Source organism: Nocardia arthritidis NBRC 100137 (assembly GCF_001612765.1).
Classification (GTDB): domain Bacteria; phylum Actinomycetota; class Actinomycetes; order Mycobacteriales; family Mycobacteriaceae; genus Nocardia; species Nocardia arthritidis.
The window spans coordinates 1-24,442 of sequence record NZ_BDBB01000040.1; the positions used below are offsets into that span (position 1 = coordinate 1).

A 24,442-nucleotide genomic window follows, 5' to 3' on the forward strand; every position below is an offset into this window, starting at 1 on the left:
TACTGCTCGATCGGGTAGTCCTGGAGGAAGCCGGAACCACCGAGGGTCTGCAGCGATTCGGTCAGGTACTGGTAGGCCCGCTCCGAGCCGACGCCCTTGACGATCGGCAGCAGCAGGTCGTTGACCCGAGCGGCCAGATCGGCGTCGGCGCCGGAAACCAGCTGGGCCACATCGGCGTTCTGGTGGGCGGCGGTGTAGAGGTACACCGCGCGCAGGCCCTCGGCGTACGCCTTCTGGGTGGCCAGCGAACGACGGACGTCCGGGTGGTGGGTGATGGACACGCGGGGCGCGGCCTTGTCGGTCATCTTGGTCAGGTCGGCGCCCTGGACCCGCTCCTTGGCGTAGTCGCGTGCGTTCAGGTAACCGGTCGACAGGGTCGCGATGGCCTTGGTGCCCACCATCATCCGAGCGTGCTCGATGACCTCGAACATCTGCGCGATGCCGTTGTGCACCTCGCCGACCAGCCAGCCCTTGGCGGGGATGCCGTGGCCGCCGAAGGTGACCTCACAGGTGGCCGAGACCTTCAGGCCCATCTTGTGCTCGACGTTGGTGACGAAGACGCCGTTGCGCTCGCCCAGCTCGCCGGTCTCGTGATCGAAGTGGAATTTCGGCACGAAGAACAGCGACAGGCCCTTGGTGCCCGGTCCGGCGCCCTCGGGACGGGCCAGCACCAGGTGCATGATGTTCGGGAACAGGTCGTCGGAGTCGGCGGAGGTGATGAACCGCTTGACGCCCTCGATGTGCCAGGTGCCGTCTTCCTGCTTGATCGCCTTGGTGCGGCCCGCACCGACATCGGAACCGGCGTCGGGCTCGGTGAGCACCATGGTGGCGCCCCAGCCCTGCTCGGCGGCGATCTTCGCCCAGCCCTTCTGCTCTTCGGTGGCGTTGTTGTAGAAGATGTTCGCGAAGCCGGGGCCCGCCGCGTACATGAAGGCCGCGGGCTGCGCGCCCAGGATCAGCTCGGCGACGGCCCAGTAGGCCGCGCGCGGGATCGGCAGGCCGCCCAGTTCCTCGGCGATGCCGAGCCTGTCCCAGCCGCCGTCCTGCAGGGTGCGGTAGCTCTTCTTGAAGGACTCGGGCAGCGCGACGGTGTGGGTCGCGGGATCGAAGACCGGCGGGTTGCGGTCGGCGTCGGCGAACGATTCACCGAGCGGACCCTCGGCCAGGCGACGCACCTCGTTGAGCATCTCCTTCACGGTGTCCGTGTCGAGATCGCCGTAGGCGCCGCTGTCCAGGATCGACCCGAGACCGAGGACCTCGAAGAGGTTGAACTCCAGGTCGCGGACATTGCTCTTGTAGTGACCCATTGTCAGTACTCACTCTCCGTTGAGTTGGTGCGGTCGGTATGGTTGCCGTTCCCGCCCGTTGTTCGCTCCACCGGGGTAGTCGTGCCGGTTTTCCGCATGCTACTCGCGGGTAACTTATGTGTCATATTACCGGCCGGTAATGAATGCGCAAAGAGTCGAGCAGGCAATGTGACGCGTTTTACAGTGTCCGATGGCCGCTCCTCGGGGTCGGAACCGCACCTCGCGGAGGGTCAGGCCCTGGGCGTAGGCCCCGATCGCTCGAGGCGCTCGGCGTGCATCAACTCCTGTCTGCCTGGTTGGCTGCGGCGACGAGGTCGAAATAGGTTTGCTTCGACCTGATGAGGCCGTCCTCATCCAAGGTGATCACGTCGATGCCCCGGAACGCCAGCTGTTCTCCGTTCGCCGGAATCGTGACCGAACCCAGTTCGAGGGGCTGGGCGAGGATCCCGTGCAGGGTCGATTGCCAAATGTAGAACGAGTCACCGTACAAGGCCTGATCGAAGGAGAAGCTCAGCTCGCGCCAGTTCGCGAGCGAGGCGGCGAACGCATCCCGCATCGCCGCGCGCCCGCGGATCTCCGGTCGGCCGGCAATGTGGAGTTGGTAGGTGCCGTTCTCGGCGTGCCTGGCGCTGATCGCGTCAGGGTCCTTGGCCTGCCATGCCTGGTCGTATTCACGTGCGAAGGTCGAGATGTCGAACTCGGTCGCCGCCACGTCGGCGCTGCCGGGATTCGTCGCTAGCAGGGGCGCCGGATCGAAGTAGGCGACGCCCTCTATGGCCCGGCCGTCGTCGAGGCTGAATCGGTCCACGCCGCGGATCTCGATAGCTGCCTCGCCTCGTCGGCCTGTCATCAGCCACTCGATCAAGACGCCGTCGCACGTGGCCCCCCAGCGGAGCGGGCTGATCCGATGGTCGGCGATGCCGGCCACCAGACCCGCCATGTATCCAGGGAGATCGGCGCGCGACAACTCGCCGAACGGGTTGCGTAGGACACCGTCCTCGTGGAGCAGGCTCGGCCACCGTTCGCCGTCGTGGTCGCGCCACACCGCGGCCCAGCTCTCCACGAACGAAGAGGCATCGCCGGAACCAGTTGTGTCATCGTCTTTACTCATAGCCGAAGATGCTACCTGAAATTGAAGTAGGCACAACTAGAAAAAGAAGTTGCTGGGCCGGTCCGGCGCTGACCTGGAGCAGCGGAACGGTCGAAGGCCACGTCAACCGGATCGAGATGCTCGAACGCCGGATGCTCGGGCGGAAGCGAATCCTGTCGACCACCGCGTCGGACTGCACGGCGAGATAGTCCGAGGTCGAGCGTGCCGGGAGCGGCAGCGCGCTCTCGGAAAGCCGGGACGGCAAAATATGCGCAATGCGCATCGAGACGAGTGCTGGACCCGCTGAGGTCGAGCTCGAACAGCCGCGCAGGCCCGCCTTCCTGTTGCTGCTCACGCATGGCGCGGGTGGTGGAGTGGAGGCGAAGGATCTGCTCGCGGTTCGGGATGCCGCGTTGCGGTTAGGGGGTGGGGTCGCGCGGGTGGTGCAGCCGTATCGGGTCGCTGGGCGGCGTGCGCCGGGGTCGGCGGTCAAGCAGGACGAGGCTTGGCTCGAGGTCGTCGCTCGGTTGCGTGGTCGCAAACGCATTCCGCTGATCCAAGGTGGGCGGAGCAACGGGGCGCGGGTCGCCTGTAGAACGGCGGTCGCGGCGCGGGCCCGCGGCGTACTCGCGTTGTCGTTCCCGCTGCATCCGCCGGGCAAGCCGGAGAACTCGCGCCGGGACGAGCTGCTCGCGCCGGGTGACATCGAAGTGGTGGTCGTCAACGGTGCCAACGATCCGTTCGGCATACCCGATCCCGCCGACGCCGCCGAAGTCCGCGTCATCCCGGGCCAGCCGCACGCCTTCCGCGCGGGCTTCGACCTGATCGCCGAGACCGTGACCCCATGGCTGGAGCGCTGGTCCTGAACCCCTAGTCGGCCGGCCGGGTGGCGATGACCAGGGCGTCGATGGCGTCGCCGGTCTCGGTCGGCCGGTAGACGCGGTCGGCGAGGCGCACCCGAATTCGCCCTGCCGCCGCCATGGGGCCGAGGTCGGCGACGATGTCGTCGGGCGTGAAGAGGATGGAAGGGTCCTGCGGACCACCGCAGCCGTCGGCGATGTTGGTGGTGTCGTGGCCGAGCACGAGCAGGGTGCCCTCCGGAGCCAGCAGGTCGGCCGCCTTGCGGACCAGCGCGCCGCGCTGCTCGGCGGGCAAGTGCAGGAAGACCATCAAGACCAGCTCGAACGGGCCGGTGATCTCCGCCTCGTCCAGGTCGGTGACGTCGGCGCACTGCCAGCTGATGCGGTTGCGCACCGAGCGGGACAGGCGCGAGGCCACGGTGCGGCCTTTGTCGATGCCCACCTGGGAGTAGTCGACGGCGTGCACCTGCCAGCCGTGCGTGGCGAGCCAGAGGGCGTTGCGGCCCTCACCACACGCCAGATCGAGGGCGCGGGGGGACTCCGGCGCCTCGCCCTCGGGTGTGGCGGCCTGGAGCGGCGCACGGCGTTCCAACCCGTAGACGTGTTCCACCACGGTGTTGTTCGGCGGTGCGCCCCAGACCAATTCCGTTTGCGCGTAGCGCTCATCCCAGTCGGCCGCATCCATATTCCGAGTCTATTGATCGCGCGGCCCGCGCCCCCGTGGGTTGCCCGAGTCAGTCCGATAACTGCGAGAGCCAGTGCACCGGCGTGGTCTCGCGCACGTGGATCAGCACGTCGAACGCGGCGGCGAGCGAGGCGAGCCGGATGTTCGCGGTGGCGTCGGCGGCCGGGTCGTAGACGCCGCTGATGGTGCGCAGCTTCACCGGGCCGGTCAGCCAGTCACGCACCGGTTCCGGCGCCGCGGCGTGCAGGTCCAGGTAGTAGGCGGGCAGCTCTACCTCGCCCAATGCTGCATCCACCAGGTCCGGCAATGGGTCGGGCGCCACGGCCATACCGAGGTCGCCGTGATGGAACCCGATACCGACGGACACGTATCCATCGAGCAGGTGATCACGCAAATGGCTTCCGGCACCGCGGAATTCGGCCGTGTCGTAAACGATCGGAAGACTGGTCGTGTGCGCGAGCCCGTCCCAGTAGACGATCTTTGCGCCGGTGGAGCGCTGCCAGCGCAGCACCGTCTCGGCCGATGGCCGTTCGTCCCGGGCGAACCCTTGACTCGCGACGCTGGACCGGTGGAAGTCGAGGATCAGACGGGCATGGGCGAGTGCGGTGGCGCGCTCGCTCGTTTCCGGCAACTCGGCCAGCAGCGCGAGGGCGTCTTCGGCGTGTTCGGCGAAGGGACGGCCCGGGTGGATGCCCTGGTGGCGCTGGACGTGCTCATCGACCTGGTGGGCGGTGCGGATCGGCGTGAGGTGCGCCTCGATCGCGGCGAACCGGTCTGGAGCCGCACGGCGCACGTAGTCGAGCACCGCGTCGTAGTCGCTCGGCTCGGCGCGGGGCGGTTCGACGCCGAAGATCCGCACCGGGTCTTCTGGATGCGCCAGGTTCCACGCGCGGATCCAGCGCAGTGCGGCCACCGATTCCTCGGTACGCCAGGGGCGCCAGGCACCGGCGAGCACCGTTTCCGGGTCGCCCTCGCCGGCGGTGACGAACCGGTCCCACCGCGCACCGGAACGCGCGCTGTCCTGAATCGCCAACGCGCGGAAGTCATGCCGTTCGACCAGCCCACGGAACAACCGCTCGCGCACGCCGAAGGTCTGCTGGGAGAACCGCGTGGACTCGCCCAGCCCGACCACCGTGGCGGCGCCGAGCCGAGCGATCAGAGCGTCGAGATCCGAACCGGAGGAACCAGGATCGGAGCTGTCGATCGCGATGGCGTTGTCGCGCAGCCAAGTGCGGACGTCGACAGTGGTGCTGAGCATGATGCCTCCCGGAAGCGTGAACGATCCAACGCGAAGCAGCCTCATACATGAACCATTGTTGAGGTCAAGCCCCGCGCCGGATCGCCGGTCCGCGAGCTAGAGCGTCGTGCGCATCAGCACGACGTTGTACTGGCTGTGCACCGTCGTCAGGAAGTACAGATCGCGTCCGGTCTGGTACGGGAAGATCGCGGGTGCGTACGCGGTGGGCAATTCGCGCGTATCGATCAGCACTTCGGGATCGCTCCACGGGCCGACCGGGGCGGGCGCACGCCGCATCACCACGGAGTTGAATCGGTCGGTGGTGAGCGAAATGTACTGCCCGAGATAGGCGTTGTACATCACCGAGAGTTCGCCGACGCCCCACATGATCGGCGCGGCGGCGTTCACGTCGTTCTTTCGCCAGGCGCCGCCGTCCCAGTATTCGTATTCGGCGAGGTTCCCGATGTCCTGGGCGTGTACGCGAGCGACGTGAGCGGTGTGATTGCGCCCGGATCGGGTGCCGTATTCGTAGATGTATCCGCCGTCGGCGAGGAAGGCGTTCATCTGGAAGTTGGCGTTTCCGCCTTCGTTGTTCCGCCGCGTTTCCGGCAGTTCGGCCCAGTTTTCGCCGTTGTCCCCGGAGGTGGCGAGGCCGGAGAAATTGGTACTCCACTGCCCGACGTCGTCCCAGGTCTTCACCGACATGAGGCTCATGTACTGCACGCCGTTGACCGAGATGCCCGCGGTGGGGATCCGGCTGATCTCGAGGAACGGAATCTTCGGGCTCGGGATCAGATCGCGGGCCTGGCCGAACATATCGCGCACCGCGCTGTCGAAAAAGATGCCTTCGGCCGGATCGGTGGTGTGGCTGCGCAGCAGGATATTGCTGCGCCAGGCCCACATGCTACCCGCGAGCAGATTCGGGAAGCCGACGCCGGCGGTGTCGCCGAACGCGGTGAGCATTTCACCGCGCCCGTTGTCCCACATGATGCCGAGATCGGTGCCGAGGACGTTATAGGTCTGGGTGTTGTTCGGGCTGGCCATGCCGGTCACCTGGAAGACCGCTTTGGTGCGGCCGAGCAGGTTCGGTAATCCGGTCGTGCCGTTGAGCACCGGAATCGGATTGATGGCGTTCGGGTTGGCGATGGCGGGGGTGGTCGCCGTGAAGAGCAGGGCCGAGACACCCGCCAGCGCCGAGAGTAGGAAGGATGCGGTCTTGATCACTGTCTGTGAGCCCTCCGGTTTCTTCCCGAGAGCGGTGCGAACCATGGACGTCCCGCGATACACAGACCCTTCGCAGCGTGCCGCGCACCACTAGTCGACTGGCTGGCAAATCGTGCAAATGGTAGCAGCGGAACCAGCCGAAAAGGGGCTTCTAGCGAATTTACAGCTATCTATTGAGCGCTTTGCGGAGGATCAGTGGTAACTGGGTCGCGCGCTCGACGGCGAAGGTTCGCCGGGGAGATGCTTGCCACGACTTCTCGAACAGCCGCTTGGCAGCGGCCACCGCGTGCGGTGATCGCGCGGCGAGCTGGTCGGCCAGTTTCTCGGCCTGCGTGACCGGGTCCGCGGTCAGCTCGGTGACCAAACCGATCTTCGCGGCGTAGGCGGCGTCCACAGTGTCCGCGGTCATCGTGAGCAGGAGGGCTTTGTCGATGCCGATCAGCCTGGACAGCGTTGCCGCTCCGGTCATGTCCGGGACCAGGCCGTGCTTGGTCTCCATGACGGAGAACTCGGCGTCGGGGGTGGCGAAACGGACGTCCGCGGCCAGCGCGAGCTGGAGTCCGCCGCCGAAGCAGCGCCCGTGCACCGCGGCGATCACCGGCACGGGCAGGCGGCGCCAAGCCCAGCACGCCTCCTGGAAGGCGTTGGTGCCCCGCCAGGGCGGGGGCACGAAGTTCCGAATGATAGCCACAGGGTCGCTAGTTGCTGCCGCGATGTCTAGGCCGCTGCTGAAGCTCGGCCCGTTTCCGGATAGGATGACTGCCCGCGCGTCGCTACGACGAGCCACCAGCTTCGCGCTGGCAACCAGGTCGCGAAGCATATCGATGGTCAGGCCGTTGTGCTTGTCCGGCCGGTCGAGCGTGACGTACGCGCGATGGTCGTCGAACCGCACTGCGATGTTGGTGCCCATTCCCGAATCTTACTCATCAGTCAGTTACACCACGAGCTGTTGCTCGAGCGCTCGGGGCTCTGTTCTAATCGGACTCGAATTACCGTCAATGTTGACGGTTATGGAGCGGAGGACGCATGCTGCCAGCCGGAATGGACCCGAGGACCCCGGTGCTCGTCGGCGCCGGGCAGGTCGTACACCGACCGGGTGAGCCCGGTCTGCCCGGCCCCGTCGAACTCGCCGCCGAGTCCCTGCGCCGCGCGGGCGCCGACAGCGGCGTCGGTGACCGTCTGCTCCGGTCGGCCGACTTGATCGCCGCCGTCGCCCCGGTAAGCCGCCCCTACGGCGATCTGGGCGCGCTCGTCGGCGCGGAGCTCGGCGCCACGCCACGCCGGAGCGTGCAGTCGGTGCGCTTCGGCGGCGACGCGCCGCAGCGGCTGCTCAACACTGTCGCGCAGGCCATCGCCGACGGCCGCTCGGACGTCGCACTGCTCACCGGGTCCGAAGCGGTGTACTCCGGGAACACGGCCACCCGCACCGGCACGGCGGTGGACTGGCCGGAGCAGCCGGAAGACGTGGGTCCCGACGAGACCATCGGCTCCGATCGAGGGCCGAACTCGGACATGGAAACCGCCGCGGGCCTGTGGGGGCCGGTGTACTTCTACGCGCTCATGGAGACGGCGCTGCGCCACCGGCTCGGATCGAGTGAAGCCGCGCACCGTGAGCGGATCGGCGCACTGTGGTCGCGGCTGTCGGAGATCGCGGCGCGCAATCCGTACGCGTGGCAGCCCACCGCGCATGCCGCCGCCGAGCTCGTGACGCCCGCGCCCGCCAACCGGATGGTGTCGACGCCGTACCCGAAGCTGATGATCGCGAACCTCACCGTCGATCTGGGCGCCGGGCTGATCCTGTGCAGCGCGGCGGCGGCCGACGCCGCCGGTGTGCCCCGGGACCGGTGGGTGTTCCCGCACGCGGGCGCCACCGCGACCGACGAGTGGTTCGTCTCCGAGCGCGCGGACATGTCCCGCTCACCCGCCATCGCCGCGGCGGGGAAAGCGGCGCTGGGTGCGGCGGGGATCGGGATCGACGATGTCGCGCACATCGACCTCTACTCCTGTTTCCCGGTCGCGGTGCAGATCGCCGCCGAGGAACTCGGCCTGCCGATCGATGATTCGTCCCGGCCGCTGTCGGTCACCGGCGGTCTCACCTTCGCCGGCGGGCCGGGCAACAACTACACGACGCATTCGATCGCGACGCTGTCCGGCATGCTGCGCGCGGACCCGGACGCCTACGGACTGGCGACGGCACTCGGTTGGTACAGCACCAAGCACGGCGTCGGCGTGTATTCGGCCAGGCCGCCCGAGCGGCTGTTCCGTGCGATCGAGGCTCAGGTGCGCGCGGCGCGGCGCGAACCGGCGCCCGGGTACACCGGTCCCGCCTCGGTCGAGGCGTACACCATCGCCTATCGCAAGGGCCCGGCGCCCGACCGCACCGACGAGCCGGAAGCCGTTGTGGTGAGCGCACTGACACCCGAGGGCTCCCGCATACTGGTCCGGGCGTCGGATGCCGACACCCTCGCGGCGTTCACCGCGGGCGACCCGCTCGGCGCGGACGCCGAGATCGCCGCGGACACCTTCACCCTGCTCACCGAGAGGAGCGCCCGATGACGGACCTCGTCCTTATCGAGCGGCGCGACGCGATCACCGTGCTGACGGTCAACCGTCCCGAAGCGCGCAACGCGATCAACCTGGCCGCCGCGCAGGCCATCGAGGCCGCCGTCGACGAGTTCGAAGCCGACGACGCCGCGCGCGTGCTCGTGCTCACCGGCGCGGGCGGAACCTTCAGCGCCGGAATGGATCTCGTCGCGGCGTCGAAAGGCGAGATGCCGATGACGCAACGCCGCGGCCCGCTGGGCATCGCGGCGAAACCCCCGGCCAAGCCGATGATCTCCGCGGTCGAAGGCTTCGCGCTGGCGGGTGGTTTCGAGCTGGCGCTCGCGGGCGATCTCATCGTCGCCGCGCGCGACGCGCAGTTCGGCATCCCCGAGGTCAAGCGCGGTCTGGTGGCCGCGGGCGGTGGCGTGCTGCGCCTGACCCAGCGGCTGCCGCGCAGCACCGCCGCCGAACTCGCGCTCACCGGCGGCCGCATCGGCGCCGAGCGGCTCCACCAGCTCGGCTTGGTCAATCGGGTCACCGAGCCCGGTGCGGCGCTGTCGGTGGCGCTCGAGCTCGCGGCCGAGATCGCCGCTGCCGCTCCGCTCGCGGTGGCCGCGAGCAAGCGCATCATCGACGAGTCGCCGGATTGGACGGTCACGGAGGCGTTCGCAAAGCAAGGCGAGATCGCCCTGCCCGCATTGTTGTCCAAGGACGCCGCCGAAGGGGCGCTGGCGTTCGCGCAGAAGCGCGAGCCGCAGTGGCAGGGCCGCTGACGGGCGCGGGACACGTCCGGCAGCCGCAGGCGCAGCGCAGGGAGCGCATGCGCACGCGGCTGCTGGACGCGGCGGTGGAGAGCCTGGTCGAGGTCGGTTACGCGGGCACCACCACACTCGAGGTGCAGAAACGGGCGGGTGTGCCGCGGGGGACGTTGCAGCATTACTTCCCCACCCGGGCCGACCTGCTCGCCGGCGCCGTCGAGCATGTGGCGCGACGCCGATTCGACCAGCTGACCAGTGAATTCGAGGCCATTCCGGACGGTGCGGACCGGCTGGAGGCGGCCGTCGAGCTGACCATGCGGATGCTCAGCGGCCCATCGTTCTGGGCGGCGCTGGAGATGTGGGTCGGCGCGCGGACCGATCCGGAACTGCGAGTGGCGTTTCTGCCGCTGGAGGTCCGCCTGTTCGAACTGATGCACACCAGCATCCGCGACAGCTTCCGGCGCGAGTTCCCGGACGATCCCCGGGTGCCGACGATCACCGAGTTCACCATCGAGATCATGACCGGCCAAGCCTTGCGCGTGCTGCTCACCGGCGACCTGTCCCGCAACCGGCTCCTTCGGCACCGATGGGGAAACGCCGTGCGCGTCCTGCTCGGCACGGCGGCCGCGGACACGTTGCTCGATCCGCCCGCGGACTCAACCGGCCGGACGCCTACCGCGGGCGGGTGATCGTCTCGAGCAGGACCTGTGCGCAGCCGGCCGGGTCGTCGAAGAACGGTGTGTGCCCACTGCCGTGCAGCGTGACGTGCTCGGCGTTCGGCAGCGCGCTGCGCGCCTTGCGGCTCTGCGTCGCGTAGGTGAGCAGGATGTCGCGGCTGCCCCAGGCGATCGTCACCGGAATGTCGGCCAACGCACCGATTTCGGGCAGGCGGACGTCGGTGAACGAGGCGAGCGCCTCGTCGAATCCGGCCGAGTCCGCCGCGCCGAGCGCGGTCTCCAGAGCCACCTTCGCATCCAGCGCCCATGGCTTGCCGAAGACCAGCGAGAGGAATACGGTCCGGCCCGCAGCGGTGCTCAGCACGGAGGGCAGGGCGGGACGCAGCCGACGCGCGAGTGCCCGTGACTTGCCCAGCGACTGCTGGCACCACACCCGGCCTGCGGTGTCCCAGAATCCGATGGGTGAGTAAGCGGTCACCGACCGAGCCAGCCCGCGGGCGCCCAGTTCCAGCGTGATCAGCCCGCCCATCGAATTGCCCGCGAGATGCGGCCGATCGATCCCCTGCGCGGCGAGGAACTCGGCGAGCGCCTCGGTCAGGTTGGGCACCGTGGTGTGCGCGAGCGGGTGCGTCGATCCACCGAAGCCGGGCAGGTCGACCGCGATGACCTCGTACGATGCGGCCAGCGTGTCGATGATCGGCTCCCACACCTGCCACCGGCTCCCCACCCCGTGTACCAGCACGAGTGGTTCGCCCGCGCCGACGCGATGATGGTGCAAGGTCGTCATGCGCCAACACTAACAGCAGTCACCTGTCATCAGATGGGATGTCGCGGGCGAACCATTCAGGGGCTGGTCCCTGCCCCGCGGTGCCGGTACGATAATTGGTATGGCAACGCGTAAGGTCACCCTTTCGCTGGACGAAGCCGCCTGGTCATTCGCGGAACAGGCGGCCGCTCGGGCGGGAATGTCGCCGTCGGCTTGGATTTCGAAGGCCGCGCGACGGGAAGCCGTGCGCACGGGTGTCGGTCCGGTGTCGAATGTGACCGCCGAGGCCGCCGCGGACGCGGCCGAGTTGGCGGCCGCCGAGGAGGAGATGCGTGCGTCGGGGTGAACTGTGGATCTACAACCCGCATGGTTCGCCGCGCCGCCGAAAGGTCGTGCTCATCAGCAGTGACGGCATCAACGACTCGCCGCGTCCCTGGCTGATCGCGGCGGAGGTGATCGAGGACGATCCGCAGGACATCCTCGCGGTTCCGGTGCAGGAACACGGCTGGGTGCATGCCGGGAACATCGGGCGGATCTTCCGCGGTTGGCTGGCCGAGCGGGTGGATCTGGTGGACCGCGACACCCTGGAGCGGCTCGACACCGCGTTGCGCGCGGCAATGGACCTCTGAGATCTCCCAGTAGCACGTTGAACGGCAACGTATCCCGTGTCGGTCGTGGCAGATGACTACCGCTGGACGCCGCACGGCATTATGGTGGCCACGCCACCGACAGTGGTCAGTCGAGGAAGAGGAGTCAGGTGCGGATCTGCATGATCGCCGCGGCGCTGATCGCGCTGCCGGTGCTCGCGGCATGCGGCAGCGACAAGGACACGGCGGCGCCTACGGTGACGCAGGCCGATCTGGCCAAGTCGTTGCAGGACAAGGGCCTCAAGAACAAGCAGCTGGCCGACTGTGCCGCGAAGGTGTTCGTCGATCAGGGGATTTCGCAGGACGGACTGCGAATCATGATCAGCGACGAGTACGACACCAAGGCTCCCGACCAGGAAACGCTCGGGATGAGCAAGGAAGACGCGGACAAGGCGCGCGCCGCCAGCGGTCGCATCGCGAGCGAGTGCATGTCGGCGGCCCAACCGCGCTGATCGTCGACGGTCGCAAACAGCTGTCACGGTGGGCGGATGCTTCGCGTGGCGAGGCGTTAGGGCAGACCGTACGCTGACGCTACGTCGACGAGGGTGTCGACCGGAAGCCGAGGTCAGACCGTGTCACAGCCGCCTTTTCCGACGTCGCCGAAATCGCTGGGATCGCCGGCCATCACCCCGTCCGGTCGCTGGTTCGCGCTGGGTGGCGCGTTGATCGCCCTCGGCATCATCGGCGGGATCGCCCTCGGTGCTTTCGGTTTCCTGCAGACCTCGGGACGCATCGATGACTTCCAGCGGGTCGGGGTGCCCGGCTCCGATGTGGTGAAGCTGGCGGAGTCCGGCGGGTACACCGTGTACTTCGAGTACGCCGGGGCGTCGTCCGAGGGCGCCTCCGGCACGGTCGATCTGCGGGTGCTCGACCCGCACGGCAAGCGTGTGGAGCTGCGGAAGTACGACGCGAGCATCACCTATTCCTTCGGCAGCCATGAGGGCCGGGCCGGATTCTCCTTCGAGGCCGCCGAACCGGGCGGCTATCGGGTGACCACGGCCGGTAGTTCCGAGGTGACGGTTGCCGTCGGGCAAGGCCTCGGCTCTTCCTTCGTCGGCACGCTGCTCGGCGCGCTCGCCCTCGGTTTCGGTGGCGTGGTGCTCGGCGTGCTAGTGATCGTGGTGGTGGCGGTCAAGCGAAGTGCGAGCAAGCGCAATGCCGCTGTGGGAGGGCTCGGGTACTGAACCCCGGGTCGGCGCATCGCGTTTCGTGTCCTACAGCGCGACCGTCAGTTCGATGTGCGCGGCGGATCCCGCCTCCAGGCCCTCCGCGACGCGCACCGCTTTCTTCATGGGCAGGACATAGGTCGCCCGTGACTTGTCCGGGAACAGCGAAGTAGACCACCGAGTGCCGCCGACGACCACGTGCACTCGCACCGCGCCGAACCCGCCGGAACGATGCGCGTAGCGCTCTTCGATCTCATCGGCCACGTCCTCGGGCAGCGACACGAAATGCCAGGCGGCATCGCCTGGTAATTCCCATACTTCCGCCGTGAACGAGTACCGCGAACCAGCCACGCCGCGACTGTAACGGCGGGCACCGACAGGGCTTCGCATCGTCCGCGTAGGAGTTCCTACTTCCGGGACTTGCATGTACGTATATGTCTACTTATAGTTAGGCCAGCAGATGTACGTATACATCTACTTATATCTATGGCGGTTCGAACCGCCCCGTGACAAAGGAGGCAGATGCCATGGGCATCTCGGATCTCACCTCGAAGTTGGTCGGCGACATCGGCGACAAGCGGCGGTGGCGTCAGTACAAGATGCGGGCGGGGCAGCTTCCCGCGGGTTATCGCACAGCGGTCGATGGTTTCGAGCGGTACTTGATGTACTCCGGCTCGGGAGGCGGCGTTTCGATGTTCGAGGATCTCGTCCAGCTGTTCGAGCGCAGCGCGGCCGACGGATCCCCGATACGCGAGGTCGTCGGGGAGGACCCCGTGGAGTTCATCGAGACGTTCGCGCGCGACTACCACGAAGATTCGTGGATCAACCGGGAACGGACACGGTTGAACAGCGCCATCGAGCGCGCCGCCGGAGAAGGAAAGTAGGGGACGTTCGATGACGACACAACAAGCTCCGGCGATCCATGTGCGGGGTCTGGAGAAGTCCTACAACAAGCTGGAGGTGCTGCGCGGCGTCGATTTCGAAGTCGAGCGGGGCAGCATCTTCGCCCTGCTCGGCTCGAACGGAGCCGGCAAGACCACTGTCGTGAAAATCTTGTCCACGCTGCTCAAAGCCGACGCGGGGACAGCAAGGGTCAACGGCTTCGACGTCGCCACGCAACCGGGCGACGTGCGGGAGTCCATCAGCCTCACCGGGCAGTTCGCCGCCGTGGACGAAATCCTCAGCGGGCGGGAGAATCTCGTGCTCATCGCAAAGTTGCGGCACCTGAAGAACGCGGAAACGGTGGCCGACGACCTGCTCGAGCGTTTCTCTCTGACCGACGCGGCCACACGGAAGGTGTCGACGTACTCCGGTGGCATGCGCCGCCGCCTCGACATCGCCATGAGTCTCATCGGGAATCCGCCGGTCATCTTCCTCGACGAGCCGACCACCGGGCTCGACCCTCAGGCGCGCATCGAGGTGTGGCGGGCGGTGCGGGAACTCGCCGAGCACGGCACGACAGTGCTACTCACGACGCAATATCTGGACGAGGCCGAACAACTCGCCGATCGGATCGCGATCCTGCACAAGGGCCGGATCATCGTCAACGGCACCCTCGCCGAGCTCGAGCGGCTCCTCCCGCCGGCCGAGGTCGAATACGTCGAGAAGAAGCCGAGCCTGGAAGACGTCTTCTTCGCCCTGGTCGGTGACGAAGGCGACGAGGGCGCTCCAGACAGTGACCGCAGCGCGGTACGGACGAAGTAAGGAACAACGATGACCACGCATTTCTTCGCCGACACCACGCTGCTGCTGGGACGATCCCTGCGCCACATCACGCGCAGCGTGGACACCATCATCACGACCACGATCATGCCGATCGCATTCATGCTGCTATTCGTCTACGTCTTCGGCGGCGCGATCGACTCGGGGTCGGACTCCTATGTGCAGTACCTGCTGCCCGGAATCCTGCTCATCACCATCGCCTCGGGCATCTCCTACACCGCGTTCCGGCTCTTCCTGGATATGAAGAGCGGCATCTTCGAGCGATTCCAATCCATGCCCATCGCCCGATCGTCGGTCCTGTGGGCGCACGTGCTGACCTCGCTGGTCGCCAACCTGATCTCGCTCGTGGTGGTCGTGCTCGTCGCCCTGCTCCTGGGCTTCCGCTCAGGGGCCGGAATACTGGCCTGGCTCGCGGTCGCGGGCATCCTGATCCTGTTCACCCTCGCGCTGACCTGGATCGCGGTCATTCCCGGTCTGTCCGCGAAGACCCCGGACGGCGCGAGCGCCTTCTCCTACCCCCTGATCTTCCTGCCCTTCATCAGCTCGGCCTTCGTACCCACCGACACCATGCCCGGCCCGCTGCGAGCCTTCGCCGAACACCAGCCGGTGACCTCCATCATCGACGCCATTCGTAACCTGTTCACCCAGCAGCCCGTCGGCACCGACATCTGGATCGCCCTCGCCTGGTGCGTCGGCATCCTCATCGTCGCCTACCTGTTCGCCATGAACACCTACCGGCGCAAGATCTCCTGAACGGCATCGGCCGAACAGGTCGCGAGTCGGCTCGACGCCCTGGACCGGCTGCCGGGCCGGTCCGACGATCCGGGGGCGGCCTGCTCCGGCTGCCGCGGCGGCTTGCAGGAGAGTCAGGGCGGTGAGCACGCTCAGTGCCGGTGCCCAGCCGCTTGTTCGGGTGTGCAGAATGCCCAGGAGGGTCGGGCCGACAGCGGCCATGGCGAACCCGACAGTCTGAGCCATCGCGGCCAGCGCGGCCGCATGGATCGCGTCGCCGGCGCGTTCGCTCTGGAATGCCATCGCCAGGGCAAGGCAGGCGCCGGCTCCGGTACCGAGCAGCAGGATGGCCAGGGGTGCCAGGGCGGAATCGACGGCGAGGAGCAGGAAGCCCGCGGCGTCGAGCACCGAGGCGGCGACGGCGAGACGGCGTTTCGCGGCCGTGGTGCGGGTGAGCCAGGGCAGCGCGTTGACGACGAGCAGACCGAGGATCTGGAACGCGAACAGTGACCAGCCCGCGGCCTCTGGGCTCACGCTGTCGTCCTGGAGAACAGAGGGCAGCCAGGCGAGCGTCGTGTAGAACCCCAGCGCCTGTAGACCCATGAAAGCGCTGACCTGCCAGGCCAAGGGCGAACGCCACGGCATCGATACCCGGCGGACGGACGCCGGCTCGAGGACGGGTCTGTTGCGCACCTGCCACATCAGCAAAGCCAGCACGACCGGCAGCGTTGCCCAGGCGAGCGCGGGTCGCCAACCGCCGGGCAGGAGACCGGCCAGCGGAACGGCGATCCCGGACGACAGGGCAGCCGCCGCGCACATCGCCGCCACCCAGGCGCCGGTGATCGCCGTGACGCGCGCGGAGGGGGCGCTGTCCCGCACGATCGCGGGCAGCAACACATTCGCGTAGCCGATCGCCGCCGCGATCATCACGGTTCCGGTGAATAGCCATGTCTGTCCGGGTGTCGAGCGGACCAGCAGCCCCACCAGCATCACGACCAGCGCCCATCGCACGAGCCGGTCGGGCCCATGATGGACGGTCCGCAGCACCGCCACGGGGACGACCGCGAAGATCAGCAGGGGCAGGGCGGTGAGAACTCCGGCGTTCGTGCTGGACAGCCCGGTGTCGGCGGTGATCACCGGTATCAGCGGCCCCACGCATGTCAGCGGGGCACGCAGCGTCATGCCGACGACAACGATTCCCTGGCCGACCGATCTCATCTATCGCCGCGAGGTCGGGAAGGTCATGCGGCGAAGTAGCTTGTCGCGCAGCACCAATGCGTGGAAGGTGACCGCGCAGACGTGGGCGATCAGCGCGAACGACAGCAGATAGGCGAGCACGCTGTGCAGCGTCCGCAACGTGGCGTACAGCCGCGGGTCGGTCGGTGCGATGGCCGGGACGCGCACCCCCGCGAGGATCTCGATAGGAATCCCGGACGCGGAGACCAGTGCCCACCCGACGAGCGGTTGCGCCAGGAACAGCGCGTACATCAGGATCTCGGATCCGGTCGCGACGAGCCGCTCCGGTCTGCCCATGGTTTCGATCTGCGGTGGCGGCCGGTGCGTGAGACGGTAGCCGAGACGAACGATCGCCAGAAGCAAGATGATCAGCCCGATGGTCTTGTGCCAGGTCAGCAATCGGCTGTAGGGGCCGAGGTAGCCGACCATAGCCGCACCGATGCCGATCATGGCCACGATCGAGGCCGCCATCGCCCAGTGCAGGATTCGCGCGGTGACGCCGAACCGGGGGGCGTCGACGGTGTGTTCGGTGATCGCCATCGGATCAGGCCTCCTGCACCACAACGGCTCCGGTGGGTTTCGTTTCGCCCGCGCGGCGGCGGAAGGACTCGGCGTAGGCCGCCGAGCGCGCTTGCAGGAGCGGATCATCGGACGGCGCGATGCCGTCGGGCAGCACGAGCGGATCGAAGTTCACGTTCTGCACGTTGTCCGCGGCTTCGGTGTGCACTTGCTCCAGCACAACGGTGCCTACGTGCACTTCGCGCCGGTCGGCCGGCCATGCCTTGGTGGCGTCCTCGGTGGGGTCGACCCCGCGCTCGCCCACCGTCACCAGGAATCTCCAACGCAGCGGCGCCACCCGGATGGCGGCGATCAGACCGTCGAAGAGTGCGTTCTCGCCGGTTGCGGGCGGCGTTAGCTCCGGTGGGTGCTCCGGTACGAGTCGCCACCGCACCGGAACGGAGTCGCCGTGAGCGTCGGCGAACTCGAAGGCATTCAGACCGAAGAACGCGGTGCCGGCGAAAGTGGAGGGTGGAGCGCCCTTTTCGATGGCGCTCAGCGCGGCGGCGGTCTTCGGGTGTGACGCGACATATCGGCTCATCACAGCGGGGTCGGGCTTGCCGGTAGCCGGATCCGGTGCGAAAGCGAGCGTGCGGTCGTAGAAGTCCTGCGGGGTTGCGTCGAGGAAGACGGGCACGTTGATCATCGCCATCCGCCACTGCTCTCCGCCGGGGAGGAACAGCCGCAGCCCAAGCCCGCGGGGCGCGTTCGGCGCGTCGGGCATGTGCGGGTTGCCGCCCGCGAGGGAGAATCGGCCGTCGAGCCGGTAGCGCCCCGTCCGGAACACCGACGCCTTCGACAGCTCGACGCCGTTGCCGTTGCTCTCGAAGTACCCGCCGACGGCGAGCCCTTTGGCGTGGTTGCGCCGGCACCCGGGGAACGAGCCGCCCGCGGTGTCCTGCAGGCGATCGACCAGCCTGCGCGCCGTCAGCCGCCATGGCCCGACGACGCTCTCGGTGAACAAGAACCCTCCGATTCCCGCGGCGCCGAGCGCGGCGACAGCGGCGCCGCCGAGCAGGGTGCGGCGATCCAATCGCAAGGAATGCCTGCTTGCCTCGGTCATGATTCCCTTTCTCCGGGTGCGATGCGCTCGTTCGTAGGGCGGGCGCTCGAGCGCGGCTGGACGGCCCGGCCGGTCACGGCGGGCCCATGGACTGGAGCCGTTCGACGAGAACCGGGTCGACGTCGGGATTGTCGGCCAGCAGCATGTCGATCGGCGGCGCGGACGCGGAGGCGATACGGATGTCGATCACGTAGGGGTCGCCGTTGTCGAGGGCGTTGAACCCGCGCTTCAACGCATCGGTGAGTTTCGCGGTCTTGGTCACCACTTCGCCTTCGATCTCGAAGGTATCGGCGATCTGCGCGAAATCCTGGGTAGGCCGGCCCAACCGCAGGTACCAGGCGTCGCTGGTGGGCTGCCAGCCGTAGATCTGCCCGATCGCGGAAAGACCGGTCATGAGGGTCTTGTACTCGTGGTTGTTCATCACCAGATACAGCACGGGCAGTGCCAATTTGCTCGTCGTCCACCACGAATTGGTGTGGAACAGTGCAGAACCGTCCCCGACTATGGTCACGACGTAGCGGCTCTTGCCCACGGCCAGTGCGATACCGATCGACGCGGGCAGGGAGAAGCCGAGCGATCCGCCGGAGGTACAGAAGTAGGCGTCGGGCGCGTCGTAGGCGATCGCCTTCTGAATCGCCGCCGAGATCGCGAAGTCCTCGTTGATCACGGTCAGCGGCTTGCCGAGCGACCTCTGCACCTCGGCGAGCTTCATCGGCACGAGGTAATCCGGAATCGCGGGCTCGTGGCCCGGGGCGGTGGCTCCCGCGGCGGCGAACGCCTTGTCGCGCCTGGCATCGAGGTCGAGCAGGCGCCGATTGCGGTGTGCGGCCGCGGCTTCGTCGTACTCGGGATGGCCGACGACGGCATCGATGATCAGCGGCAGGCTGCGTTTGATGTCGCCCAGCACACCGACCGTGGCATAGGAGTTCTTGCCGATCTCCCAGGGATCGTTGTGCAGGGTCACCTGGGTGAGCGTGGGCGGGATGATCGGGCCCTTCTCCCACCGGAACACCAGGATCTGAGCTTGGGAATTCACCCCGACCTGGAAGATGGTGTCGAACTCGGCGAGCTGCATGTGCACCCCGTCCTGGGTGGGTACGAGTTCGCCTTGCCAGTGCGGCAGATCGTTCGGATAGTTCATCCGGCTGGCCTGGTTCTCCGAATACACCGCCGCACCGAGCACATTCGACAGGCGCTCGATCTCCGGCCAGGCGTCTGCCTCACCGACGCCGTCGCCGACGAGCACCACCGGGTTCTTCGCCCGCGCGAGCTGTCGCGCGGCATCAGTGACACCGGCCGGATCCGCGGCTACCGCGTGCGCGATGCGGGTGACCCGACCTGGTTCCTGCACGGCAGGCGCCTCGAGCAGGAAGTTCCACGGCAGCGAGACGAATACCGGCCGCAGCGGCGGGACCAGGAGTTCTTTGAACGCGCGCTGCAGGACCAGCGGCATTTCGTCGACGCTGCGGATCTCGTGGGCCCACTTCGTGTATTGCTCGGCGGTGTGGACCAGATCGGAAGCCAGGATCGGTTCCTGGATCAGCAGTTCGCTGTGCTGCTGACCGCAGAACACGATGAGCGGGATGTTGGAGCGATAGGCGTTGAACAGGTTGCCGATGATGTTGGCCGTGCCGGGGGTGATGTGGACGATCGCCGCGCCAGGGCGTCCCGACATGCGGGCGTAGCCCATGGCCGCGCCGAGCGCGATGTTCTCGTGCAGGCATGGCACGTACTCGACCCCGTTCTCGGGGATGGTGGTCCCGTCGAGCAGCGGAATCTCGTGGGTGCCCGGCACACCGAAGGCGTATTCGGTGCCGACCGCACGCAGATAGTCGAAGATGATGTCGCGGCCCAGTCTGCGGGGCGGTGTAGATGTCATGGCCCTTTCGTTTCTCGATAGGTGCACCCGGCCGGGACGCGGTTCAGCGACCGGTCCAGATCGGTGGTCGTTTCTCGACGAACGCGCGCGGCCCTTCTCGGGCGTCGGCGGAGCCGGCGCGCAGGGTTTCCCAGTGGTATCGGGCGGTGAACGCCTCGGGCAGTGGCATGGTCGCGGCCGCTGCCGCGGCCTCCTTGATGGCGCGCACCGACAGCGGTGCGCAGGCGAGGATGTCGGCGACCCAGGCATCGGTGCGCGCGTCGAGGTCGTCGGCGGGAACGACTTCGTTGACGAGGCCGAGCTCGGCGGCGCGGGTCGCGGACATCCGGCGGCCGGTGAGCAGATGGCCCAGCGCGATCCGATAGGGCGCCTGGCGGGGCAGCCGGAAGACCCCGCCCGCGCCCGGAATCAGGCCGAGTCTGGCCTCGGTGAGCCCGAATTCGGCGTTGTCGGCCGCGACGACGATGTCGCAGGCGAGCGCCAGCTCGAAACCGCCGCCGAGCGCGTATCCGGCGACCTTGGCGATCAGCGGCTTCGCGAAGCCGAACCGATCCGTGATCCGCGGGTGCCCGGGTTTGTCCGCACTGCCGAACGTGGAGTAGCCGTCGCCGCCGGAGATGCGCTGGGACAGTTCCTTCAGGTCCTGTCCGACCGAGAACGCGCGACCGCCGCGGCCGCTGAGCACGGCTACCCAGATCTCGTCGTCGCGTTCGATGTCGTCCCATACCTGCCCGAGTTCGATGTGCATGCGCGAATCCATCGCGTTGAGCACTTCCGGGCGGTCGAGTTCGACGGTGGCGACGCGTCCCCGCTTGCGGTAGACCACGGTGGTCAGGTCCGGCAGCGAGGTCACCGGCGCGCTCCCGCGCTGAACCGGCCCACCTTCGCCAGTACGTCCACGCCGTAGAGCCGCAACGCCTGATGCAGGGCGAATTCGGCCAGGTAGGCGCGGAACGCCTCCTGTGGTTCCTCGGCGGTCACGATCATGTGTTTGTTGGCGATCACCGCGTCGGCGGCGAGTCGCGCGGCGGCGCGGTCGATTTCGGCGTCCATCGCATCCGGTTCGACGACGGTGTCGAAGACGTAGCGCGCGTCGGGCTCGGTGGCGTGAATCCGCCTGCCCCACAGAATCACATCGCGCGAGAGCCGGTAGGTCGAACCGCGCCCGAGCCGGAGATCGCCCGCTCCCGGCACGATGCCTTCTTGCGCTGCCGGGAGGCTGAAATAGCTGTCGGCGGCGGCGATCACGCGATCGAAGACGAGCAGCAGCTGTGCCCCGCCGCCGATCGCGAAGGTGTCCACCGCGGCGATCCACGGTTTCGTGCGCAGCCGGGGGGGCCACTCGCCGGAATCGTCGGCGGAGAGGCCGCGCAGGATCTTGGCGAGGTATCCGGTCTCGCGGCCGAGCAGGAAGTCGACGTAGGAGATCTTGCCCTGATGCAGTTCGGTGAGGTTGATGCCCGCGCTGAACACTCGCTTGCCGCGATAGCGGGGGTGGGTCATCTCGCCTCCGCGCACGACGCCGACCTCGGACCGCTGGTCGAGCAGGACCAGGTCGACGGCGGTCTCCATGTCGGCGACGTGCTGGTTGTCCTCGGCATTGAGGCAGTGGGTGTTGGTGATGGTGATGGTCGCGGTGTGCCCGGCGCGGGTCAGCGTCACCGCGGGCAGCGTGATGCGGCCGGTGCGCTCGAAGTCGGGCAGCAGCGCCTGCGCGCGGCCGGTCGGCCTGCGCATCGCGTCGAGCAGGTGGTTACCGGCGATCGGGTCGGAGAACACCGCGTGGAAGAAGATCCCCTGGTCGATCTCCCAGCCTTCCTTGTGCGCCTGTACCGCCGCGGCATCGGCGGCGAGCCGTCCGGGGTCGGGGAGCAGGCCAGGGAACTGGGTTGTGACCACGGCCGCGAGTTCGGCACAGCGCAGCGGAACACGCAGGTTGTCGGTGGCGGCGAGATACACCGCGGACAGATGCGTGCGCAGGAACGCTCGCCGCAGGGTTCGCAGCGTCGTGAGGACTTCGGCGGCTCGCGCGGCCCAGGTATCGTCGCGCTCCGCGACCGGCCCCGAATCGTCCAGGACTTTGTGGCATTCGGTGGCGGAGACCTGAAGCGCGGCCCGGTCGTATTCGAGGTCTCCGATGAACTGCGGCAATGTGGTCACAGCGTGCTCCCGAGTCGCCGCAGCGTCCGGTCGGAGGCCGCCAGATGCGCGCCGAGCGCGTCTTCGAATCGAGTGACCGCCGCGTCCAGGACCAGACGCCTGCGAATCGCGATCTCCGTTCCCACGGCCGACTCGAACAGCGCCAGACCTGCTTGGACCGCGCCGTTCTCAGCTTCGGCGTTGCCATCGATCACCGCGTCGATCAGGCCGTGCTCCAGCGCTTGGGCGGCCGAGAGACTGCGTCCCTGTACGGCGAGTGTCCTGGCGAGCCCGGCGCCGTGCTGGGCGACCAATCTGTGCAGGGCCATGGCAGGCCAGCTGCCCTCCTCGGAGGTGGCGAATCCGAGAACCGACCCGGAACGCAGTATCCGGTAGTCGGCGACGAGCAGCAGTTCGGCCGCGGGGCCGTAGGCGTCTCCGTCGACGGCGGCGACGATCGGCGCCGGAGCCTGTTCCAGCCGTCGCAAGGCGGCTTCCCATTTGCCGACGGCGCCGATGTCCACGGCGCCGGGCCACGAGAAATCGTGTCCGGCTTCCGGGCCGGTGATGTACAGGACGACTCCGTGCGGCCGATCGCGCGGGGCGTCTTCGGCGCGCAGAGCGATCGAGGTCACCGCGTCGGTCAGTTCGGTCGAGAGTGGCTGGTCGGCTGGGATCACCGCGGCTAAAACGTTGATGCCCGACCCGTTGGTTGTGGTCATCGTTCCCCCTGGATGTAGTTCGGTCGACGTCAATCAGAAACGGAGCAGAGCTGTTTCGATCTGCGAACCCGGGCCCATCGTCATGAGGACCCCGTAGTCGCCGGGCCGGACCCGGCCTTCGGCGAGCAGCCGCTGATAGGAGAACAGGAACGAGCCACTGGACAGGTTGCCGAAATCGCGCATCACCCCGGTGGTGTGGCGCAGATCGTAGGAGGTCAGGCCCAAGTTGATCTTGACCGCGTCGATGACCTTCTTGCCGCCCGAGTGCACGGTCCAATGCGCGATGTCCTTGCGCCGCAGACCGGTACCGCGCAGCAACTTGTCGATCACGATCTCCGCGTGCGCGCCGACCTCGTAGGGCACTTCCTTGTCGAGGTAGAAGCTGAACTTCCCGGCGTCTTCGTCCCAGTCGTAGCGCATCGCGCCGACCGCGTGCCGGATCATGTAGCTGCTGGTGGTCAGCAGTGTAGGCGCCGGGGTCGGCCTACCGCGCTCGCCCGGACCGATGCCGTCGCCCGCCTGCACCGCCAGCGCGGCCGCGCCGTCACCGAAGAGGCTGTTCACCACCGCCGTGCGCATCGTCCCGTCGAACACGTAGGCCGCCGAGCAGGCCTCGGAGCAGACGAGCAAGGCGAGTTCGCCCGGATGGGCGCAGGCCCAGTTGGCCACGGCGCCGAGCCCGTTGAGCCCGGCGTTGCAGCCCATGCCGACGACATCCAGCCGGGCCGTATCCGGGCCGAGGCCCAGTTCGTTGATCAGCAGCGCACTGAATCCCGGGGTCAGGAAGCCGGTAGTGGTGACGGCCACCAGATACCGCACGTCGTGCAGGTCGCGACCGATTTCGCGCAGGCACTCGCGCATCGCGTCGGCACCGGTGCGCACACCCTGACGACGGTGTTTGGCCAGTAGTTCGGCCTGGGTCTCGACGCGGAATTCACCGTCCTCGCCGCGCGGGGGCAGGGTCAAATGTCGTTGCTCGATCCCGCCGTTGAGGAAGACGCCGCGAATCTTCGGGTCGGTGATCTTCAGCAGATCGATGAGTTCGCGCTGGCTGTAGCGATCAGGTGGGTTGGCGGTGGCCACTCCGAGCAGCTTCGGTGGAGTGGTTGCCTGCTGGGGGAGGGTGCGTAATTTCGGCTCGAGTGCTTCGACCCGGGCGGTGCTCATGGTCGTCATGGTCAGTTCCTGTGCTGATTAGTGGGCGCGCGATTGCGCGGGCGCGATAGACCGATAAATGTGACGCGTTTCCCGCCGGTTGTTCACCCGGCTCGCCGGAGCCGGCCGACGGTATCAGTCGGACCTTTTATCACCCGTGAATGCGCAGCGCGCATTCATCGAGCAGGGCACGTCGAATAAATTGGTATGCCACCCCCATTCCCCCCGAGAATCGATCCGTACGGCACAGTCGCAGGGCGACTATGTGGTGTTTC

General features: G+C 67.6%; 26 protein-coding genes and 1 pseudogene. 11 read left to right on the forward strand and 16 right to left on the reverse strand.

Translation table 11 applies throughout. The features are described from left to right. Both NA8_RS24685 and NA8_RS24690 read right to left on the reverse strand, forming a co-directional pair. Positions 1-1,307 (reverse strand): acyl-CoA dehydrogenase family protein (locus NA8_RS24685; protein ID WP_063052745.1); only part of this gene is annotated, 1,307 nt, incomplete at its 3' end. 277 nt (positions 1,308-1,584) lie between these two features. Beyond that, the gene (locus NA8_RS24690) at positions 1,585-2,418 is read right to left on the reverse strand and encodes a nuclear transport factor 2 family protein (protein ID WP_084467068.1); all 834 of its coding nucleotides are present in this window, start codon (positions 2,416-2,418) and stop codon (positions 1,585-1,587) included. 254 nt (positions 2,419-2,672) lie between these two features. On the opposite strand from NA8_RS24690, the gene NA8_RS24700 reads away from it, so the two are divergent. After that, positions 2,673-3,263, forward strand: a complete 591-nt coding sequence (locus tag NA8_RS24700) for an alpha/beta hydrolase family protein (protein ID WP_063052748.1) — start codon at positions 2,673-2,675, stop codon at positions 3,261-3,263. 4 nt (positions 3,264-3,267) lie between these two features. Here the strand turns inward: NA8_RS24700 and NA8_RS24705 are convergent, their stop codons facing one another. The 4 genes from NA8_RS24705 to NA8_RS24720 all read right to left on the reverse strand — a co-directional run bounded on the left by NA8_RS24705 (position 3,268) and on the right by NA8_RS24720 (position 7,301). Next, the gene (locus NA8_RS24705) at positions 3,268-3,942 is read right to left on the reverse strand and encodes a class I SAM-dependent methyltransferase (protein WP_063052749.1); all 675 of its coding nucleotides are present in this window, start codon (positions 3,940-3,942) and stop codon (positions 3,268-3,270) included. Positions 3,943-3,991: 49 nt separating this feature from the next. Beyond that, the gene (locus NA8_RS24710) at positions 3,992-5,200 is read right to left on the reverse strand and encodes an erythromycin esterase family protein (protein ID WP_063052750.1); all 1,209 of its coding nucleotides are present in this window, start codon (positions 5,198-5,200) and stop codon (positions 3,992-3,994) included. Positions 5,201-5,296: 96 nt separating this feature from the next. After that, a complete protein-coding gene (locus NA8_RS24715; RefSeq protein ID WP_245663990.1) occupies positions 5,297-6,403 on the reverse strand; it encodes a glycoside hydrolase family 183 protein in 1,107 nt (368 codons plus the stop codon). Positions 6,404-6,569: 166 nt separating this feature from the next. After that, the gene (locus NA8_RS24720; protein ID WP_063052803.1) at positions 6,570-7,301 is read right to left on the reverse strand and encodes a crotonase/enoyl-CoA hydratase family protein; all 732 of its coding nucleotides are present in this window, start codon (positions 7,299-7,301) and stop codon (positions 6,570-6,572) included. A 128-nt stretch (positions 7,302-7,429) separates the two neighbouring features. On the opposite strand from NA8_RS24720, the gene NA8_RS24725 reads away from it, so the two are divergent. From NA8_RS24725 to NA8_RS24735, 3 genes are read left to right on the forward strand one after another with little or no spacing between them, the layout of a single operon-like run. Continuing rightward, entirely contained in the window at positions 7,430-8,959 is a 1,530-nt protein-coding gene (locus tag NA8_RS24725; RefSeq protein ID WP_063052752.1) for an acetyl-CoA acetyltransferase, read from the forward strand. Then, positions 8,956-9,720 carry a crotonase/enoyl-CoA hydratase family protein gene (locus NA8_RS24730; RefSeq protein WP_063052753.1) on the forward strand — a complete coding sequence of 255 codons (765 nt, stop codon included), beginning with the start codon at positions 8,956-8,958 and terminating at the stop codon, positions 9,718-9,720. The genes NA8_RS24725 and NA8_RS24730 overlap by 4 nt, the downstream gene beginning before the upstream one ends. Positions 9,721-9,767: 47 nt before the next feature. Then, on the forward strand, positions 9,768-10,394 hold the full coding sequence (locus NA8_RS24735; protein ID WP_245663991.1) for a TetR/AcrR family transcriptional regulator: 627 nt from the start codon (positions 9,768-9,770) through the stop codon (positions 10,392-10,394). On the opposite strand, the gene NA8_RS24740 is transcribed toward NA8_RS24735, so the two are convergent. Further along, on the reverse strand, positions 10,378-11,169 hold the full coding sequence (locus NA8_RS24740) for an alpha/beta fold hydrolase (RefSeq protein ID WP_063052755.1): 792 nt from the start codon (positions 11,167-11,169) through the stop codon (positions 10,378-10,380). The genes NA8_RS24735 and NA8_RS24740 overlap by 17 nt on opposite strands. Before the next feature lie 100 nt (positions 11,170-11,269). Here NA8_RS24740 and NA8_RS24745 point away from each other — a divergent pair, with 100 nt between their 5' ends. From NA8_RS24745 to NA8_RS24760, 4 genes are all read left to right on the forward strand, one after another. Further along, positions 11,270-11,494: a hypothetical protein gene (locus NA8_RS24745; RefSeq protein ID WP_063052756.1), complete on the forward strand. Its 225-nt coding sequence runs from the start codon at positions 11,270-11,272 to the stop codon at positions 11,492-11,494. Further along, positions 11,481-11,777, forward strand: coding sequence for a hypothetical protein (locus NA8_RS24750; protein WP_063052757.1), 297 nt, complete (start codon positions 11,481-11,483; stop codon positions 11,775-11,777). Before NA8_RS24745 ends, NA8_RS24750 begins: the two co-directional genes overlap by 14 nt. Before the next feature lie 140 nt (positions 11,778-11,917). Further along, complete coding sequence (locus tag NA8_RS24755) at positions 11,918-12,247, forward strand: hypothetical protein (protein WP_245663992.1); 330 nt, start codon at positions 11,918-11,920, stop codon at positions 12,245-12,247. A 120-nt stretch (positions 12,248-12,367) separates the two neighbouring features. Further along, a complete protein-coding gene (locus tag NA8_RS24760; protein WP_063052759.1) occupies positions 12,368-12,979 on the forward strand; it encodes a hypothetical protein in 612 nt (203 codons plus the stop codon). 30 nt (positions 12,980-13,009) lie between these two features. On the opposite strand, the gene NA8_RS24765 is transcribed toward NA8_RS24760, so the two are convergent. Beyond that, positions 13,010-13,312, reverse strand: coding sequence for a DUF1905 domain-containing protein (locus NA8_RS24765; protein WP_063052760.1), 303 nt, complete (start codon positions 13,310-13,312; stop codon positions 13,010-13,012). A 176-nt stretch (positions 13,313-13,488) separates the two neighbouring features. Here NA8_RS24765 and NA8_RS24770 point away from each other — a divergent pair, with 176 nt between their 5' ends. From NA8_RS24770 to NA8_RS24780, 3 genes are read left to right on the forward strand one after another with little or no spacing between them, the layout of a single operon-like run. Next, positions 13,489-13,845, forward strand: a complete 357-nt coding sequence (locus NA8_RS24770) for a DUF1048 domain-containing protein (protein WP_063052761.1) — start codon at positions 13,489-13,491, stop codon at positions 13,843-13,845. Positions 13,846-13,855: 10 nt separating this feature from the next. Then, positions 13,856-14,665 carry an ABC transporter ATP-binding protein gene (locus tag NA8_RS24775; protein WP_063052762.1) on the forward strand — a complete coding sequence of 270 codons (810 nt, stop codon included), beginning with the start codon at positions 13,856-13,858 and terminating at the stop codon, positions 14,663-14,665. A 9-nt stretch (positions 14,666-14,674) separates the two neighbouring features. Next, entirely contained in the window at positions 14,675-15,436 is a 762-nt protein-coding gene (locus NA8_RS24780) for an ABC transporter permease (RefSeq protein WP_063052763.1), read from the forward strand. Positions 15,437-15,679: 243 nt separating this feature from the next. Here the strand turns inward: NA8_RS24780 and NA8_RS35810 are convergent. The 8 genes and pseudogenes from NA8_RS35810 to dpgA all read right to left on the reverse strand — a co-directional run. Next, positions 15,680-16,633: pseudogene (locus NA8_RS35810) on the reverse strand (MFS transporter); the annotation flags it as partial. Beyond that, entirely contained in the window at positions 16,634-17,185 is a 552-nt protein-coding gene (locus tag NA8_RS24795) for a cytochrome b (RefSeq protein ID WP_439957417.1), read from the reverse strand. Between the two features lie 10 nt (positions 17,186-17,195). Beyond that, positions 17,196-18,272, reverse strand: coding sequence for a catalase family peroxidase (locus NA8_RS24800; RefSeq protein WP_063052767.1), 1,077 nt, complete (start codon positions 18,270-18,272; stop codon positions 17,196-17,198). Between the two features lie 73 nt (positions 18,273-18,345). Continuing rightward, complete coding sequence (locus NA8_RS24805; protein WP_063052768.1) at positions 18,346-20,151, reverse strand: thiamine pyrophosphate-binding protein; 1,806 nt, start codon at positions 20,149-20,151, stop codon at positions 18,346-18,348. 43 nt (positions 20,152-20,194) lie between these two features. Further along, a complete protein-coding gene (gene dpgD, locus NA8_RS24810) occupies positions 20,195-21,004 on the reverse strand; it encodes an enoyl-CoA-hydratase DpgD (protein WP_218019508.1) in 810 nt (269 codons plus the stop codon). Next, entirely contained in the window at positions 21,001-22,311 is a 1,311-nt protein-coding gene (gene dpgC / locus NA8_RS24815) for a (3,5-dihydroxyphenyl)acetyl-CoA 1,2-dioxygenase DpgC (RefSeq protein WP_063052769.1), read from the reverse strand. The genes dpgD and dpgC overlap by 4 nt, the downstream gene beginning before the upstream one ends. Next, positions 22,308-23,012: an enoyl-CoA-hydratase DpgB gene (dpgB, locus tag NA8_RS24820; protein WP_063052770.1), complete on the reverse strand. Its 705-nt coding sequence runs from the start codon at positions 23,010-23,012 to the stop codon at positions 22,308-22,310. The genes dpgC and dpgB overlap by 4 nt, the downstream gene beginning before the upstream one ends. Positions 23,013-23,045: 33 nt before the next feature. Then, positions 23,046-24,188, reverse strand: coding sequence for a 3,5-dihydroxyphenylacetyl-CoA synthase DpgA (gene dpgA, locus NA8_RS24825; protein WP_084467071.1), 1,143 nt, complete (start codon positions 24,186-24,188; stop codon positions 23,046-23,048). Positions 24,189-24,442 lie beyond the last annotated feature (254 nt).